The sequence below is a fragment of the Rheinheimera muenzenbergensis genome (genome assembly GCF_036984005.1).
Classification (GTDB): Bacteria; Pseudomonadota; Gammaproteobacteria; order Enterobacterales; family Alteromonadaceae; genus Alishewanella; species Alishewanella muenzenbergensis.
The window spans coordinates 281,164-297,955 of sequence record NZ_JALAAR010000002.1 but is presented as its reverse complement, the minus strand read 5'-3'; the positions used below and the strand labels follow the sequence as shown (position 1 = coordinate 297,955).

The window sequence follows — 16,792 nt, the reverse complement described above, 5'->3', positions numbered from 1 at the left end:
AACAATAACAATAACAATAACAATAACAATAACAATAACAATAACCTGAGCTTAGCGCCTGCCAGTTGGCAGGCGCTCTAAGTTACATCAGGCTTCACCTATCATCCGGCGCAGCACGTAATGTAAAATCCCACCATGCTGGTAATAGGCCAGCTCATTGCCGGTGTCGATACGGCAATGCACTTCGACTTCCTGTTTCTCGCCGTCAGCATAAGTAATGATCAGTTCCAGCTTTTGCCGCGGCTTAAGGTGGTTCAGGCCCCGTAGCGTAAAGTTTTCCGCCCCGGTTAACTTTAGTGTTTTCCTGTTTGTACCAGGCGGGAATTGCAGCGGTAGTACGCCCATACCAATTAAATTAGAGCGGTGAATACGCTCAAACGACTCAGCCAGTACCGCTCTGACCCCCAGCATTAACGTTCCTTTGGCGGCCCAATCGCGCGATGAACCTGTACCATACTCCTTGCCTGCCACAACAATTAACGGCAGCTGTTGTTGCTGATAACGCATGGCGGCATCAAAAATAGCCATGGTTTCGCCAGACGGAAAATGTTTTGTTACCCCGCCTTCGCTGCCAGGCAGCATTTCGTTGCGAATACGGACATTGGCAAAGGTGCCCCGCACCATCACCTCATGATTACCGCGCCGTGAACCATAGGAATTAAAGTCGGCTTTATCTATGCCATGCTCAGACAGGTACTCACCGGCCGGGCTGTTCAGTTTAATGGAGCCAGCCGGTGAAATATGATCTGTCGTGACTGAGTCTCCCAATATGGCCAACAGCCTTGCATGCACAATATCGCTTACCGGCTTGGGTTTACGCGTTAACGCGCGGAAAAAATCCGGCTGGCGGATGTAAGTCGACTCGGGCCAGGCATAGGTTTTCGCCTTAGGTACCTCAATAGATTGCCAACTGGCATCGCCATCAAACACTTTGGCATATTCTTTACTGAACATACTACTTTGTACCTTGGCAACTTCATCGGCTATCTGCTGGCTGCTGGGCCAGATATCCTTTAAGTACACCTCGTTACCGTCTTTATCCCGCCCCAGCGGTTGGCTGGTTAAATCTATATTGACCGTGCCGGCCAGGGCATAGGCCACCACCAATGGCGGCGACGCCAGCCAGTTAGATTTAACTAACGGATGAATGCGGCCTTCAAAATTACGGTTACCGGATAATACAGCCGATACATTCAGATCAGCTTTGCTGATAGCCTGTTCAATCGGCTTTAGCAACGGGCCGGAATTACCAATACACGTAGTGCAGCCATAACCAACCAGATGAAAACCAAGCTGCTGCAGCGGCTGCATTAGTCCGGCCTGTTGCAGGTAGCGTGTTACCACTTTAGACCCCGGTGCCAGTGAGCTTTTAACCCAGGGCTGGCGTTTTAAGCCTTTTTCTACCGCGTGTTTAGCTAACAGGCCGGCGGCCATTAATACGCTGGGGTTAGAAGTATTAGTGCAGGACGTAATAGCGGCGATAACCACAGCATGGTCGTCCAGTTTTATCCGCGCTCCGTCCAGTTCAAAGCCTGATTCGACAGGGTCAGCTTTTATCTGGCCACCGCCTTCATTTACAAGCTCGGCTTCGCGCTGCTTAGTTTGTTTAACGTCCAGCGCTATCACATCATCACAGTGCTGTTTTAATCCACGCAGTGTAACTCTGTCCTGCGGCCGTTTCGGCCCGGCTAAAGATGGCTCTATGCTACTTAGATCAAGATGCAGCCGGTCGGTGAATATCAGCTCGCCAGCGTCTTGCCGCCACAGGCCCTGTGCCTGGCAATAAGCTTCAACCCTGGCAATAACCGCATCATCCCGTCCGGTAAGTTGCATATAATCCAGCGTGATCTGATCAACCGGAAAAAAACCGCAGGTCGCCCCATATTCCGGTGCCATATTAGCGATAGTAGCGCGATCAGCCAGAGATAACTGCGCCAGGCCAGCGCCGAAAAACTCAACAAACTTGCCCACCACACCATGCTTGCGCAGTATTTGTGTCACTGTCAGCACTAAGTCGGTAGCTGTAATTCCGGCTGGCAAAGTGCCGGTAAACTCAAAGCCCACCACATCAGGAATAATCATCGACACCGGCTGGCCCAGCATAGCCGCTTCGGCTTCAATGCCGCCGACACCCCAGCCCAAAATACCCAGCGCATTGATCATCGTAGTATGTGAGTCGGTACCTACCAAAGTATCCGGATAGGCCTGCATCCCTTCGTCGGTTTGCTGCGCCCAGACACTTTGGCCTAAATACTCCAGATTTACCTGATGGCAAATACCGGTACCCGGCGGCACCACCCTAAAATTGGCAAATGCCTTAGCGCCCCAACGTAAAAAGGCATAACGCTCATGGTTGCGCTGCATTTCAATATCAACGTTTTCGCTAAACGCTTGCTCAGTGGCATAGCGGTCTACCATCACTGAGTGGTCAATGACTAAATCTACAGGCGATAACGGGTTTACCTTGTCGGGATCTTCTCCCAACGCCGCTACTGCTGCGCGCATGGCGGCTAAATCAACGACTGCCGGCACGCCGGTAAAATCCTGCATCAGTACCCGCGCCGGCCTAAACGCAATTTCGCGCTCCGAGCTGCCGGTTTTTTGCCAGTCAACCAGCGCCTGTATATCAGCTTCGGTTACCGTATCACCGTCCAGATTACGCAGCAGGTTTTCTAATAACACTTTTAACGAAAATGGCAGCCGGCTGATATCGCCAAATTTGGCTGCGGCTTTGCTTAAACTGAAAATCTGATAATGCTGCTGCCCGACACTAAGGTTATCGGCAAAGGGATTAGGCGTGGTCATAACATACCTCGTACTGATGGTTGTGCGTGACTTCAGTGTAGTTCATCAGCACCAGGGTACTAGGCGTATTCGGTGAGCGGGGAGCCAGAAGGGATGCACAGCACCGGTTAAGGTGCTGCGCTAAGTACAATTAAACTAAGCTGATTTTAGCAAACTTACGTTTACCGACCTGGTAAATTTCGCAACTGCCTTTGGCAACTTCCAACCTGGTATCGTCAATTTTTGTCTCGCCATTCAGCTTGACCGCACCTTGTTTGATCATGCGGATCGCTTCGGACGTACTGTCGACCAACCCCGCTTCTTTTAGCAGGTTAGCAATCGGCATGCTGGTACTTTCGCAGGCAATACTGACTTCAGGGATTTCATCCGGTAACGCATTTTTACTAAAACGCTGGATAAAGTCCTGATGCGCCGCTTCGGCTGCGGCGTCATCATGGAAACGGGCAATAATTTCTTTCGCCAGTAAAATTTTGATATCGCGCGGGTTAGCACCGCTGGCAACTTGCTGTTTCAACGCACTAATGTCTTCAATCGGCTTAAAGCTCAGCAAATCGTAGTAACGCCACATCAGCTCGTCAGAAATCGACATAATTTTGCCAAACATATCGTTAGGCGCATCGGTAATGCCGACGTAGTTGCCCAACGATTTTGACATCTTTTGCACACCGTCCAGGCCTTCCAGCAGCGGTACCATCATGACCGTTTGCGGGGGCTGGCCTTCGTCTTTTTGTAATTCACGGCCCATCAGCAGGTTAAAGCGCTGATCGGTGCCGCCCATTTCAACGTCGGCTTGTAGCGCAACTGAATCCCAGCCCTGCACCAACGGGTACAAAAATTCGTGGATCGCAATTGACTGATTATTGGCGTAGCGCTTTTTAAAATCATCACGCTCCAGCATACGGGCCACTGTCTGGCGTGCGGCCAGTTTGATCATGCCGGCCGCGCCTAATTCGTTCATCCATTGTGAGTTAAAGGCGACGCGGGTTTTAGCCGGGTCGAGAATTTTAAACACCTGCTCTTTGTAGGTTTCAGCGTTTGCCAGCACATCTTCACGACTCAGTGGTTTGCGGGTCACGTTTTTGCCGGTTGGGTCGCCAATTAAGCCGGTAAAATCGCCAATCAGAAAGATAACTTCATGGCCCAACTGCTGAAAGGTACGCAATTTATTAATCAGCACGGTATGGCCTAAATGCAGATCTGGTGCAGTTGGATCAAAGCCAGCCTTGATTTTTAAAGGCTTACCTTCTTTTAACTTAGCGATAAGCTCTTCTTCCAGCAGAATTTCTTCACAGCCGCGTTTTAATTCAGCTAATGCCTGCTCCCAATCTGCCATTTTTGTCTCCTGATGTGATACCTGATCGTGCAAAGTTTCCGCATTCTATAGCATGTTCAGGCCGGGGGAAACGCACAAAAGTCTGGTATCAGGTAAAAAAACGGTATATGCTCGGATTTTGTGCGTTTGTTGAGCCAAGAACCGTATTATGCATCAATTCGTCAAAACCATTCCCAAGCAACACAAGGTGCTGATTGCAGCAACCTCAGCTTTATTAGCGGTAATTTTACTTCTCCCCTCAGAACAGGCCGCGGCATCGAAAAGCAGTAAAACTGACAGTCTGGAAATAGGCAAACGTTACCAACTTGATATACCGCTGCAGGCCGACACTTTTGTCGAGGCCGAACAAGCTGTCGCAGCTCTGGCAGAATTACCCGACGAAGATGACTCTTTAAACTGGCAAATACTGCAGGTTAAAAAAGGTGATGCGTTATCGGCACTGTTTAGCAAGGCCGGTGTTAGCCAGCAAACCATGCTGGACGTGTTAGCCCTGGGCAAGCCAGCCAAGACACTGACGCGGTTGTTCCCGGGCGAACAACTGGAGTTTGGTTTAACCAGCGATGGCCAGTTACAAGAGCTACGCTATGCGCTGAACCATCTGACTACCTTACGCATTAACCGCGACGCAAACGGCAACTTTGTGGCGCAAGAACTGAAAAAAGAAGTGGAATTACGCAGCCAGTTTGCCAGTGCTGAAATTCGCAGTAATTTTTGGAGTGCCGGTATTGCCGCGGGCTTAAGCGAAGCACAAATTATGAGCCTGGCCGGTATTTTTGGCTGGGACATCGATTTTGGCTTGGATATCCGCGCCGGTGATAGCTTTAGTGTGCTGTACGAAACCCAGTATGTCGACGGCGAATTTATCAGTAACGGCAACATCGTGGCCGCTCAGTTTCAAAACCAGGGCTTTTTGTATCAGGCCGTGCGCCACACCGATGGCAACTATTACAAGCCGGATGGTGCCAGCATGCGCCAGGCGTTCTTACGGGCACCGGTCAGTTTTCAGTATGTCAGTTCCAATTTTAACCCGCGCCGTTTACACCCGGTGTTAAAAACCGTTCGGCCACACAATGGTGTCGATTATGCTGCACCGGTTGGTACGCCTATTATGGCTGCCGGTGATGGCCGTGTGGTTGCCTCGGCCTATAACAACTTAAACGGCCACTATGTGTTTATTCAGCATGCGAATAATATCGTCACTAAATACCTGCACCTGTCAAAACGTCTGGTTGCCAAGGGCGACAAGGTACGCCAGAGTGACGTGATAGGCCGTCTTGGTGGTACCGGCCGTGTTACCGGGCCACATTTACATTATGAGTTTGTAGTGGATGGCGTGCACCGTAACCCCAGAACAGTAAAGTTGCCACAAGCCAAACCGTTAACCGGCGCCGAGCAAGTAGCTTTTGTGGCTCAGGCGACACAAACCCTGGCACAGTTGCAAACTAAAGAGCGGGTGCTGCTGGCAAAAGCACCAAGCAGCGCAACTGCCGCGCCTTAAACCGCAACCATAAAAAAAACCGCTGAGCTCAGCGGTTTTTTTTATTCTGTCGCTTTATCAGCCAACCAGCGCCAGTAAAATACCGGCAGCCACCGCCGAGCCTATTACGCCGGCCACATTCGGCCCCATAGCATGCATCAGCAAGAAGTTGTGCGGATTAGCCTGCAGGCCTACCTTGTTTACCACTCGCGCTGCCATCGGCACCGCAGAAACACCAGCCGCGCCGATTAAAGGGTTGATGGGATCTTTGGAAAACCGCGCCATAATCTTGGCCATAATAACGCCTGAAGCCGTGCCTATAGCAAAGGCTACTGCCCCCAACACTAAAATACCCAGCGTTTGCATCGTCAAAAATTTATCAGCGCTCAGCTTAGAGCCTACCGCTAAACCAAGGAAAATAGTAACAATGTTAATCAGCTCGTTCTGCGCGGTTTTATTTAACCGCTCTACCACGCCGCATTCACGCATCAGGTTACCCAAACAAAACATACCTATTAGTGGCGCGGCGCTGGGCAACAGCAAAATGGTCAGCAACAATACTGCCAGTGGGAAGATGATCTTCTCTTTTTTGCTAACCACCCGCAGTTGTACCATCTGAATATTACGCTCAGCTTTGCTGGTTAAGGCCCGCATAATCGGCGGCTGAATAATTGGTACTAACGCCATATAAGAATACGCAGCAACTGCTATGGCGCCGAGTAAGTCCGGTGCCAGTTTTGACGCCAGAAAAATAGCGGTCGGGCCATCAGCTCCACCAATAATGGCAATAGCAGAGGCTTCTTTCATGGTAAAACTAAGCCCCGGCACCGCATTTAGTGCAATGGCACCGAGCAAGGTAGCAAAGATACCAAACTGCGCCGCGGCTCCTAAAAACAGCATCCGCGGGTTAGCGATCAGGGCTGCAAAGTCGGTCATTGCGCCAACGCCCATAAAGATCAGCAGCGGGAAAATGCCGGTGCCAATGCCCACTTCGTAAATCATATACAGCAAGCCGCCGGGTTCGCCCATGCCAGCCAGCGGAATATTGGTTAAAATAGCGCCAAAGCCAATAGGCAAAAGCAGCAGCGGCTCAAAACCGCGTGCTATCGCCAGATACAAGAGTAAAAAACCAACCAGCATCATGATTACCTGACCAAGGCTGAAATTCATTAGTCCGGTAGAGGCGATTAGTGTTGTGACTGCGTCCATGAAAATTCCTCAGCGTACGGCTTAGTCAAAGCTGATTAATACATCGCCGGTGCTTACCGCATCACCGGCAGCCACGTGAATATTAACTACGGTGCCATCTGATACGGCCCGGATTTCCGTTTCCATTTTCATTGCTTCCATAATAATGACCACGTCGCCACGTTTTACCCTGGCTCCGACCTTGGTAACGATTTTCCAGATATTACCGGCCAGCGGCGCATTTAACGTGCCGCTACCGGTTACTGAGGCACTGCCCGGAATATTTTCCGACACCACAGGTTTTACCGCCGCTAACTCGCCTGTTGGTGCCACGTCAACTTCATATACCTTGCCATCAACCCGCACGCTATAACTGGCCGGGCCGCTTTGTACCGGCTTGGCTTGAGCTGCGGTTGGCTTTTTCTCTTCAGCACGGCTTAGTTCCGGTGCCGGTTCAAAGGCGGCCGGGTTATCGCGGTTTTTCAGGAATTTTAAGCCGACCTGCGGAAACAAGGCATAGGTCAACACATCATCAATTGGCGTTTCTGCCAGACGAATGTCTTCGCTTTTCGCCAGACTGCTAAGCTCGGTCTGCAGCTTATCCAGCTCCGGCTGCAATAAGTCGGCCGGACGACAGCTAATAGCCTGCGCACCGGCTAATACCCGCGCCTGCAACTCGGCGTTCATTGGTGCCGGGGTTGCCCCGTATTCACCTTTTAATACGCCAGCCGTTTCTTTGGTGATGCTTTTGTAGCGCTCACCGGTTAGTACGTTTAATACCGCCTGAGTACCGACAATTTGCGACGTCGGCGTTACCAGCGGTAAAAAGCCTAAATCTTCACGCACATGCGGAATTTCCTGTAACACGGCGTCCAGCTTGTCCAGCGCGCCTTGCTCTTTAAGCTGGCTCTCCATATTGGTAAGCATGCCGCCGGGTACCTGAGCTAACAGAATGCGCGCATCTACGCCCTTTAATGAGCCTTCAAACTGGGCGTATTTTTGCCGCACATCACGAAAATAAGCGGCAATATCGGCCAGCAATTCAAGGTTTAGCCCGGTATCGCGTTCTGTGCCTTCGGTAATGGCAACCATGGTTTCAGTCGCACTGTGGCCGTAGGTCATACTCATAGACGAAATCGCGCTGTCGAGCATATCAATGCCAGCGTCGATAGCTTTTTGATAGGTAGCCACACTCAGGCCAGTGGTGGCATGACAATGCAAGGCTAACGGAATTTTAGTTGCCTCTTTAATACGGGTAACCAGCTCTTCACAGACATATGGCTTTAATAAGCCTGCCATATCCTTAATACAAATAGAGTGACAGCCCATATCCTCGAGCTGACGCGCCATATCCACCCACATATCGACCGTGTGCACCGGACTTACCGTATAAGAAATAGTACCCTGAGCATGGGCGCCAACCTTTATCGCTGCTTGCACCGCAGTTTGCAGGTTGCGGATATCATTCATGGCATCAAAAATGCGGAACACATCTACACCATTTTTGTGTGCCCGCTCAACAAAGGCTTCTACCACGTCATCGGCATAATGACGGTAACCGAGTAAATTCTGGCCGCGCAGCAGCATTTGCTGTTTGGTGTTCGGCATGGCTTTTTTCAGCTCGCGAATGCGATGCCAGGGATCTTCCCCCAGATAACGAATACAGGCATCAAAGGTGGCGCCGCCCCAGGATTCCATTGACCAGTAGCCGACTTTATCCAGCTTGGCTGCAATTGGCAGCATATCTTCCAGCCGCAGCCGGGTGGCCAGCAACGACTGATGTGCATCACGCAGCACAAGTTCAGTAAGTAATAGTGGCTTGCTCATGCCTGAGTCCTCTTATTGTTGTTGACGGTATTGATGTACTGCAGCACTAATGGCAGCGATAACTGCCGGCCCGGGGCCTGAAGCAGCACTGTCGGCCAGCGCAGGTTTATCTGCAGGTTTGACGGGAAAATACCGCTGCATCAGCACACTGATAGCCTGCACTATCAGCACCAGCAACAGCAAAAAAGCGAACACGGCAATCATACCGATCACCATCAGATTCAGCGCATCGAATAACAGCTCTGTGACCATAGCTAAAGCTCCTTTAACAACCGACCTGACAAGTGCCAGAGTACCGTCAGCATAGTTTAGGCCACAGCAATTTGTGTGGCTTTATGATGCCCGACTTGCATTATGCGTAGTTAAAGCAGTTGCTCTAAATAAAACTCAGTGATAACTGGTATTAATATGAACAATTTGCGTACAGGGACACATTACACGTAAAGACATTAAAATGTCTAGCCATCTGTACGTTTTGTTTTATCAGCAAGCTTCAGCCCGGCCGCTATTTGCTGACTGAGTTGCTGTAAGCCGGCCGCCAGGGCGGCTACCAGCGCCGGATAGCCGTCCGCGCCCAGCGGCACTCTGATAGTAAAAGGCTGGCTGTGTGCCTGGCTACTTAATAAATACCGGCCGCTCAGCACGGCATCGCCTTGCGCAGTGCCGTGAAAACGCTCCAACTGCACAGTCAGCACCACAGCTCCGGGCCGGGCACTCAGCTCGGTGGCATAGGCCGTGCTGTTGCTTAGGAGATCGCGCAGCTGGCGCTGCACCTGAGCAGCCAGTGGCTCGGCCCATAAATGCTGACGCGCCATCACCAGCTCTACCTCAGACAACTGCAGCACCAGGCCGCGGCCATTTAAGTAGCTGGCGACCTGTACCGGTGCAACATAAAGCTGCGGGGCATCTGCCAGCACCTGGCGGCTCTGGTTTACCGCCGGTAACTGGTAATAATTCAGTGCAACCGGGCTGGCGCAGCCAGCCAGTGTCAATACTGCGGCTAAGATGACACGCTTCATTGTTTTGCCCTCTTCGGTTGCGGATCGGCGGCGGGTTCGGCATCAAACACCAGTGCATTACTTTGCTGGTTTAGCGTTTGCAGTACGGGTTGCAGTTCACGCAACACCTGCTCCAGCGACTGCAGGTTGTCCTGCATCCGATCATACACCGGCGCGCCCGGGCTTAAGCCCGCTAACATCTGTTGTAACTGTAATAAACTTTGCTGCAGCTCAACCGGTAAAGCCTGTATCTGTTCACTGCCAAGCAGTGCGTTAAACTGTGTCACCATGGTGCTTAACTGCTGCATGGTTTGCTGCGCGCTTAGCATAGTTTGCTCGCCTTGCTGCAGTAGTTGTTCTACCGGTAAATTATTGATTTTTTCCAGCGCCAGCAGCACTTTCTGCTCGATATTGCTCAGGCCGCTGCGCGATGTTGGTAGCATTGGATAGCCGGCGCTCTGGCTAAGAGCCAATTGCTGTGCCTGCAAGGCCGCACGCTCGACATCAGGTGTTTGATCCTGCAGCAGATCTAAATCAATATACAACGCGCCGGTTAGCAGATTGCCGGTTTTTAATGACGCGTGCATGCCCCTGGCCACTGCCGTTTCCAGCTCTTGTCGCAGCTGGGTCAGGCTAAGGTTTTCATACAAACGGCCGGTTTCAATACGGATCAGCACCGGTATGCCTTGCTGCAGCGACACTTCAAACGGCTTATCAATAGAAAAGAAAAACGGCACACTGGCAACAGTACCGACACGCACACCACGATATTCGACCGGCGCACCGGCTTTTAAACCGCGGACAGACTCATCAAAAAACAGCAGGTATTCGACAAACTCGCTGTACATGCCTTCCTGAATGCTTTGCTGATCGGGAAACAGCTGAAATTCTGTGCCATCGGCTACGGCATTGCCGGCAGGCCAGCCTTGCATCAGGTCAAAACTGACACCGCCGGTAAGTAAGGTGGCCGCCGAGCCAACATCGACTTTCAGCCCTTCGGCCGATAAATTGACGGCAAAACCGCTGCTACGCCAAAAGCGCACATTCTCAGTCACCATTACATCAAAGGGTTCGCGTATATATAATTGGTAATGGGTACGACGTTGCGACAGGTCAAACTCACTGTGTTCTACACTGCCTACCTCATAGCCGCGATACAGTACCGGATCGCCAATGGCCAGACCGGCACTGTCATTAGTGGTTAATGATACACGGATCCCCGGTGCATCTGCCGGTGCTACCGGTGGTGTATCCAGTAAGCGAAATTCCAGCTGTTGCTGCTTATCATCGCCCGGCTGTAATTCAATATATACGCCGGACAGCAACGTATTAAGCCCGGTAATGCCGCCGCGGCCAATTTGCGGTTTTACTATCCAAAATTGCGATCCGGTATTGAGCAGCGGCGCGGCACTGGGTTTCATCCGCACTTTAATAATGACATGTTGTAAATTATCACTCAGCTCAACCGATACCACCTGCCCTACATCAACGCTGCGGTTTTTAATGGCCGTTTTACCGGCAACTATACCTTCAGCGTCGCTGGCCAGTAAGGTCAGCAAAGCACCTTGCTGCTGATAATGGTTGTACAGCATCCACATGCCTATCAGTACCGCCGCCAGCGGTACCACCCAAATAGGCGACCACTGCCGGATTGGACGTACCTTTGCATTCGCTTGTTCAGCCAACTTGATTTTCCTTCTCAGATAACGGGTCCCACAATAGTCGTGGGTCAAAACTTAATGCTGCCAGCATCGTCAGGATCACTACCACCGCAAACACCAGGGCACCGACGCCCGGATACACGCTCATAATTAAATCAAATCTCACCAGTGCAGCCATAATGGCGACCACCAGCACATCCACCATTGACCAGCGCCCTACCCAGTCAACCAGACGAAAAATTTGCGTTGAGGATTGCCGCCGCTGTGCTAACGGCAAGCGGGTGATATAGCACAGCCAAAACATAATGATAATTTTGGCGACCGGCACGATGACACTGGCGATCAAAATAATAATCGCTACCGGATAGGCACCGTCCTGCCACATCAGTACCAGACCACTGATAATAGTAGAATCTATAACCTCGCCAAACGACACGGTGCGCATAATCGGCATTAAATTGGCCGGAATATACAGCACGGTAGCGGCAACTAATAAAGCCAGCGTATTTTGCATACTGGCGCGCTGGCGCAACGGTACTTTAGTGTGGCAGCGGCTACAGTGGGTTTGTGTAATCGGCACCAGGGCCGTGCAGACTTTACATAACTTTAAATTTTGCGCTAAGCCGGTTTTACCGGCATGCGCGGCCACCTGAGGTACCGGACAAGGCGCAATACGCGACCACAGCTCGCGCCGGTCTATAACCTGAAAGGCCCGTAAATGCAGTAAACAAAACAGGCAAAATGCCCAAAAACTCGGCCCAAGTGATATATCCGCATCGGCAACCAGTTTGACAAAACTGATAATTAACCCCATCAGAAAAATATCCACCATACTCCAGGGCTTTAGCATATACAGCACTCTGGCTACCCATATCCGCGCCGGCAACTGATACAACATACCCAGCTTCAGATAGATAATAGCCAGCATGCAGGCGGCAGGTACGGCCTGAATAAATAACCAAACCAGTAACGCCAACCACTGTTGGTGCTGGGAAAACAACACTGATGAAGTATCAAAAAAATGCATCTGGCTGCTGTTGCCGGCAGCATACATACTGACAAAGGGAAACAAATTCGCCAGCAGCAACATAAACAAGGCGGAACCGGCAAACAACACCGGCCGCACTACCGGGTCCGGGTGGCGGGCATCGAGGTAACTGCCACAGCGCGAACAGCCGGCTTCTTCACCCGCTGCCAACTCAGGCAGTTGCTGTACCAGATCACAATGCCGGCACAGCACTAATTCAGTCTGCAATACGCTGGCCGACGTTGCCGGCGCTGTCGCTGATGTCATCTGCAGAGTTGTCACGGCTCAGGCTTACCTGTATTGGCGCATACCGTTAACCTTAGCCCTGTTGCATGAACCCTGGCTGATTAAGGTTGCGATGATTGAGGTGACAATTTATAGCATAATCACAGCAACTTAGCGATGTGCCTTTAGCTGCTTTTAGCAATACAACAAGATTACGGCGGAACGTTTTGTTGCGGCGGCTGCATGCAACTGGCATAAAAAGTGGTGGTTGCCGGCCAATCTGAAAACACCCCTATTACACCAACATCACGGGCTAAAACATCTAACAGCTGCAGCACCGCCGCGTCGCTGTTGGCCAGTGTCGGCAACGACTGATAATACCAATCGGCCCCCTCCGCCAAAGGACGCGAGCGCTCCAGACTCCAGGCGATAATATTAAGCCCGGCCTGACGCGCAGCTTTAGCATAGGCTGAGGGCACTATGGCGCCATCCTGCTCGGTAACCAGCAACCATAGTGGCGGCGCGATAATATTAAGCCCGTCCTGTTTCAGTTGCTGCATGCTTGGACGCCAGCTATCAGGCAGCATTGCATCAAAGCCTGGCTGCTCATAGCGGCCATCCAACCATACCGCCTGACGGCCAAACTCAGGCTCCTGCGCCAGCCAGTACAAAATATCCTGATAGTTAAATGACTGCAGATACACCTGGGACGGTGCTACTCCTGCTGCTTTATATTCGTTAACCAACTGCTGCGCGTAATGTTGCTGCGTGTAATTCCCCTGATATGGCATTGCTACTTCAGGCTGTTTTAACTCGGGTGTCATTTTTATTCCGGCCGCCGCGAAAAGTTGTATCGACTCACGATGCGTCATCGGCTTGGCGCACTGGTTATATAAGCTGGTCCGCCAGGCCGGAGTACCTTGCAGGTATTGCTGTACTGACTGAGCCCGCTCGTTAACACCATCCATGCGGGCACAGAGGCTGCTAAACTCCGCCAGGCTAATATCGCTGCTGCAACACTCGGCGCTGGCCGCTGAATCGCCGCTGGCAGCCTGAAACGGCTGGCGGCATTTTGCTGCCAGCTCAGGGCGCAACAGTATATCGGTGGTTTGGTGTAGATCACACTGCGCATGGCGGCACACCAGCTGCTTATCAGACGTAAAGGTGACATCGCATTCGGCAATACCGGCCCCCATGCTGATCGCAGCCTGGTAAGATTGCTGGCTGTGCTCTGGAAACATCAGCGGCGCACCGCGATGGGCAATCGAAAAATCTGTGCGGTAAAAAGGCCCGTTAGCGCAACTTTGTAGTTTTTGTTTCAGCACGCCCTCAGGTAACGCCTGCAGTAAATACAAAGGCCTGGGCCCAAGCTGAATACTGCTGTCTGCAGTAACAGGAGCAGCCCATGCAACAGCCGCCATCACGGCCAGCATAACGTTACGCAACCAAATCATCATAAATTAGCCCTGACTCTGTATTTACCTGACAGCCTGACACCACTTTATGACACCGCTATGAATGTCATAAAAATCACACCTTAAAAACATAAAAACTAAATATAAATTACATATTAACTAAACATATGTTGCGCAAAATTAGCCGCCGTCGGGACTGCTCCGACCATAACTATTCACCTATAACTACAACGATTTCTACGACACCTATATTGTCAGGAGAATTATAGTGCCTAAGCTAAAAATCAATGCCATTACCCTTGCCATAACCGCACTGGCTGCCTCGCCGCTTTACGCTGAAGAAATGCTGCAGGGTGCAGAGCAGGACGTCGAAGTTCTGTCAGTCGTGGGTAAAAGAGTAAGCTATGCCAACAACAGCACAGATGAAAATATGCAACATTTGCAGGCCCCTATTGCCAACGTGCTGGATTTGGTAAACAACTTACCCGGCGTTAACGTTGGTCAGGGCGATGCCTTTGGCAGTGATGACTACACCACTACTATCAGCATGCGCGGCTTTGTCATTGACCGCGCCGATCAGCAGCTTGGTATCACCATAGATGGCATACCTAACGGCGGCTCAGCTTATGCCGGCGGCAGTAAAGCCAACCGTTACATGGACACTGAAAACACCCGTTACGTTGAAGTAGGCCAGGGTGCGTCAGACATCGCCTCGGCATCTTTAGACGCTTTGGGTGGTACGCTGAACTTTATCTCTGCCAACCCGGATATGCAGCGCGGTGCCAGAGTCGGCATTTCAAACGGCAGCCACAACGCCCGGCGCTATTTTGCCCGTTATGACACTGGCGAGGTGTTTGGCAATACTACGGCTTATTTCAGCCTCTCAGACAGCTACAACAACCGCTGGATTGGCAGTGGCAGCAACGGCTACAGTGACCGTATTCACTTTGAAGCGAAAAGCATAACCGAATTAGATAAAGCCCGGATAACCGCGCGCTTATCCTATGATGATGCGCATGAAGATAACTATCAACCTGTATCGCTGGCACATTTTGCCAAAACACCACGCTGGGATGGTTTAACTAACGCCTGGACCGGAGATCCGGATATTGACCAGAATTTTGCCGAAACCTGGTCAACGCTTCGTGAAAATACCCTGCTGTATGTTAAAACTGAGTTTGATTTAACCGACAGCCTGGCGTTAGAAATCACGCCTTATGTACACCTGCAAAATGGCCGCGGCGATTGGATGCCGAATTACCAGGTTTATACTACCGATGCTGCCGGCAACCGTATCACCAAGGGTACTGGCGCCAATATGCAACGTTACCGCTACATTGACGCCAACGGTTTACCTATTCTGGATGCTAATGCCGATACTACTGATGCAACGCGCGTGGCATCTTATCGCCATACTCACTATGAAAAACAGCGCTACGGCACTACCGCGAACCTGCAGTGGGATCTGCAACAACATCAACTGCGCATGGGGGTCTGGCTGGAGCAGCAAAAGCGTAATCAAACCCGTGACTGGCATAATATTATCGACCCTAAAATCTATCATCACTTTGATAAAACGCCGTATTGGGTGCAGTTTGATGATGATTACACAAACAAAGTGGCCAAATATTACCTGCAGGACAAAATGACCTTTGGCGATCTGCAACTGACCTTAGGTGTGCAACAGTATCTGGTTGATGTAAGCCGTACTGATAATCTAAATGGCAAAGGTAAAGACAGCGTTGACAGCGATTCGTCACTGCTACCCAGTGCCGGTTTAGTTTATTCCATCAACGATCGTCTTGAGCTATTCACTGGTTATGCAAAAAACTTTAAAGCGATTTCAGACGGCCCACTGGAGCAGAAAAACTCTGATGAACTAACGGCGCTAAAACCGGAAACTGCTACCAATCTGGATTTAGGTATCCGTTATGCTGGCGACAACGTTAACTTGTCGGCTTCACTATACAATGTGAAATTTGATAATCGTATTGTGCAATTGCGCTATCAAACCACAGCAGATGGTACACCAAACTATCTGGCTGAGGGTGATGGCAATTTTGATAACGTTGGTGGTGTAACCGCGAACGGCTTTGAAGCCAATATTGATTGGCGCTTAACGCAAAATGTCAGCTTAACCAGCGCCATTACGTTAAACCGCGCCGAGTACTCTGAAGATGTTGCCGCCAGTAAAGAAGGGGCTGACGGTGAGCCACTTTTAGTTAAAGATTATCGTAAAGGCGACAAAATTGCTGGTATCCCGGAAAAAATGCTATCAATGTCATTGAATTATAACGATGGTAGCTATCGCGCCGGCATCAGCGCCAAGTATGTTGGTGATTACTATGGTGCAGCCAAACATAGCTTTACATCAAATGGTGGCGAGAGCTGGAACAAAGATCAGATAGCAGCGCATACCATTTTTAATACGTATTTCGGCTATGAAAAAGATCTCGATGCCGCCAGCCTGTTTAAATCTGTTGATCTGGCTTTAGTGCTAAATAATCTGACAGATAAAAACTACATTACCGGTGGCAGTGAAGGCGCTTACCTGATTGGCGCAGGCCGCACCGCCAGCTTTACCGTTAGTTTGGGCTTCTAAAGCGTTTTACGTTGAACTAAGGGCGCTGTGAGGCGCCCTTTTTTGATCCGTACAAATTGGTCGAACCTTACGGAGCTTCTCACCCGCCTGCGTCAGTTTGACGCAAATCAAAATGAAAAAACCCGCTGAGGTGTTAACCTTAGCGGGTTCTTCGAATATGGCGGACGCAGGAGGATTCGAACCTCCGACCGCTCGGTTCGTAGCCGAGTACTCTATCCAGCTGAGCTATGCGTC

Annotated in this window: 11 protein-coding genes; 2 read left to right on the top strand and 9 right to left on the bottom strand. The window is 50.8% G+C overall.

Annotated features, from left to right (window positions below; genetic code table 11):
- Positions 1-87 precede the first annotated feature (87 nt).
- Both acnA and tyrS read right to left on the bottom strand, forming a co-directional pair.
- The gene (acnA, locus tag MN202_RS03510) at positions 88-2,805 is read right to left on the bottom strand and encodes an aconitate hydratase AcnA (RefSeq protein WP_335734702.1); all 2,718 of its coding nucleotides are present in this window, start codon (positions 2,803-2,805) and stop codon (positions 88-90) included.
- 130 nt (positions 2,806-2,935) lie between these two features.
- Positions 2,936-4,138, bottom strand: a complete 1,203-nt coding sequence (gene tyrS, locus MN202_RS03505) for a tyrosine--tRNA ligase (RefSeq protein WP_335734701.1) — start codon at positions 4,136-4,138, stop codon at positions 2,936-2,938.
- A 148-nt stretch (positions 4,139-4,286) separates the two neighbouring features.
- Here tyrS and MN202_RS03500 point away from each other — a divergent pair, with 148 nt between their 5' ends.
- On the top strand, positions 4,287-5,636 hold the full coding sequence (locus MN202_RS03500; protein ID WP_335734700.1) for a peptidoglycan DD-metalloendopeptidase family protein: 1,350 nt from the start codon (positions 4,287-4,289) through the stop codon (positions 5,634-5,636).
- Between the two features lie 57 nt (positions 5,637-5,693).
- Here the strand turns inward: MN202_RS03500 and MN202_RS03495 are convergent, their stop codons facing one another.
- The 7 genes from MN202_RS03495 to MN202_RS03465 form a co-directional block, all read right to left on the bottom strand.
- Complete coding sequence (locus tag MN202_RS03495) at positions 5,694-6,824, bottom strand: sodium ion-translocating decarboxylase subunit beta (protein ID WP_335734699.1); 1,131 nt, start codon at positions 6,822-6,824, stop codon at positions 5,694-5,696.
- A gap of 21 nt (positions 6,825-6,845) precedes the next feature.
- A complete protein-coding gene (gene oadA, locus MN202_RS03490) occupies positions 6,846-8,630 on the bottom strand; it encodes a sodium-extruding oxaloacetate decarboxylase subunit alpha (protein WP_335734698.1) in 1,785 nt (594 codons plus the stop codon).
- 12 nt (positions 8,631-8,642) lie between these two features.
- Entirely contained in the window at positions 8,643-8,882 is a 240-nt protein-coding gene (locus MN202_RS03485) for an OadG family transporter subunit (protein WP_335734697.1), read from the bottom strand.
- Positions 8,883-9,088: 206 nt separating this feature from the next.
- Positions 9,089-9,649 carry a PqiC family protein gene (locus tag MN202_RS03480; protein WP_335734696.1) on the bottom strand — a complete coding sequence of 187 codons (561 nt, stop codon included), beginning with the start codon at positions 9,647-9,649 and terminating at the stop codon, positions 9,089-9,091.
- Positions 9,646-11,313: an intermembrane transport protein PqiB gene (gene pqiB / locus MN202_RS03475; RefSeq protein WP_335734695.1), complete on the bottom strand. Its 1,668-nt coding sequence runs from the start codon at positions 11,311-11,313 to the stop codon at positions 9,646-9,648. The genes MN202_RS03480 and pqiB overlap by 4 nt, the downstream gene beginning before the upstream one ends.
- Positions 11,306-12,598: a PqiA/YebS family transporter subunit gene (locus tag MN202_RS03470; protein ID WP_335734694.1), complete on the bottom strand. Its 1,293-nt coding sequence runs from the start codon at positions 12,596-12,598 to the stop codon at positions 11,306-11,308. Before MN202_RS03470 ends, pqiB begins: the two co-directional genes overlap by 8 nt.
- Before the next feature lie 155 nt (positions 12,599-12,753).
- Complete coding sequence (locus MN202_RS03465; RefSeq protein WP_335734693.1) at positions 12,754-13,998, bottom strand: glycerophosphodiester phosphodiesterase family protein; 1,245 nt, start codon at positions 13,996-13,998, stop codon at positions 12,754-12,756.
- Positions 13,999-14,224: 226 nt separating this feature from the next.
- On the opposite strand from MN202_RS03465, the gene MN202_RS03460 reads away from it, so the two are divergent.
- Positions 14,225-16,558, top strand: a complete 2,334-nt coding sequence (locus MN202_RS03460; RefSeq protein WP_335734692.1) for a TonB-dependent receptor domain-containing protein — start codon at positions 14,225-14,227, stop codon at positions 16,556-16,558.
- The last annotated feature ends 234 nt before the right edge of the window (positions 16,559-16,792 follow it).

What these genes read in the sequence shown, in the direction of transcription:
- acnA (WP_335734702.1), bottom strand. Translation starts at nt 2,805, where the DNA reads ATGACCACGCCTAATCCCTTTGCCGATAACCTTAGTGTCGGGCAGCAG.
- tyrS (WP_335734701.1), bottom strand. Translation starts at nt 4,138, where the DNA reads ATGGCAGATTGGGAGCAGGCATTAGCTGAATTAAAACGCGGCTGTGAA.
- MN202_RS03500 (WP_335734700.1), top strand. Translation starts at nt 4,287, where the DNA reads ATGCATCAATTCGTCAAAACCATTCCCAAGCAACACAAGGTGCTGATT.
- MN202_RS03495 (WP_335734699.1), bottom strand. Translation starts at nt 6,824, where the DNA reads ATGGACGCAGTCACAACACTAATCGCCTCTACCGGACTAATGAATTTC.
- oadA (WP_335734698.1), bottom strand. Translation starts at nt 8,630, where the DNA reads ATGAGCAAGCCACTATTACTTACTGAACTTGTGCTGCGTGATGCACAT.
- MN202_RS03485 (WP_335734697.1), bottom strand. Translation starts at nt 8,882, where the DNA reads ATGGTCACAGAGCTGTTATTCGATGCGCTGAATCTGATGGTGATCGGT.
- MN202_RS03480 (WP_335734696.1), bottom strand. Translation starts at nt 9,649, where the DNA reads ATGAAGCGTGTCATCTTAGCCGCAGTATTGACACTGGCTGGCTGCGCC.
- MN202_RS03465 (WP_335734693.1), bottom strand. Translation starts at nt 13,998, where the DNA reads ATGATGATTTGGTTGCGTAACGTTATGCTGGCCGTGATGGCGGCTGTT.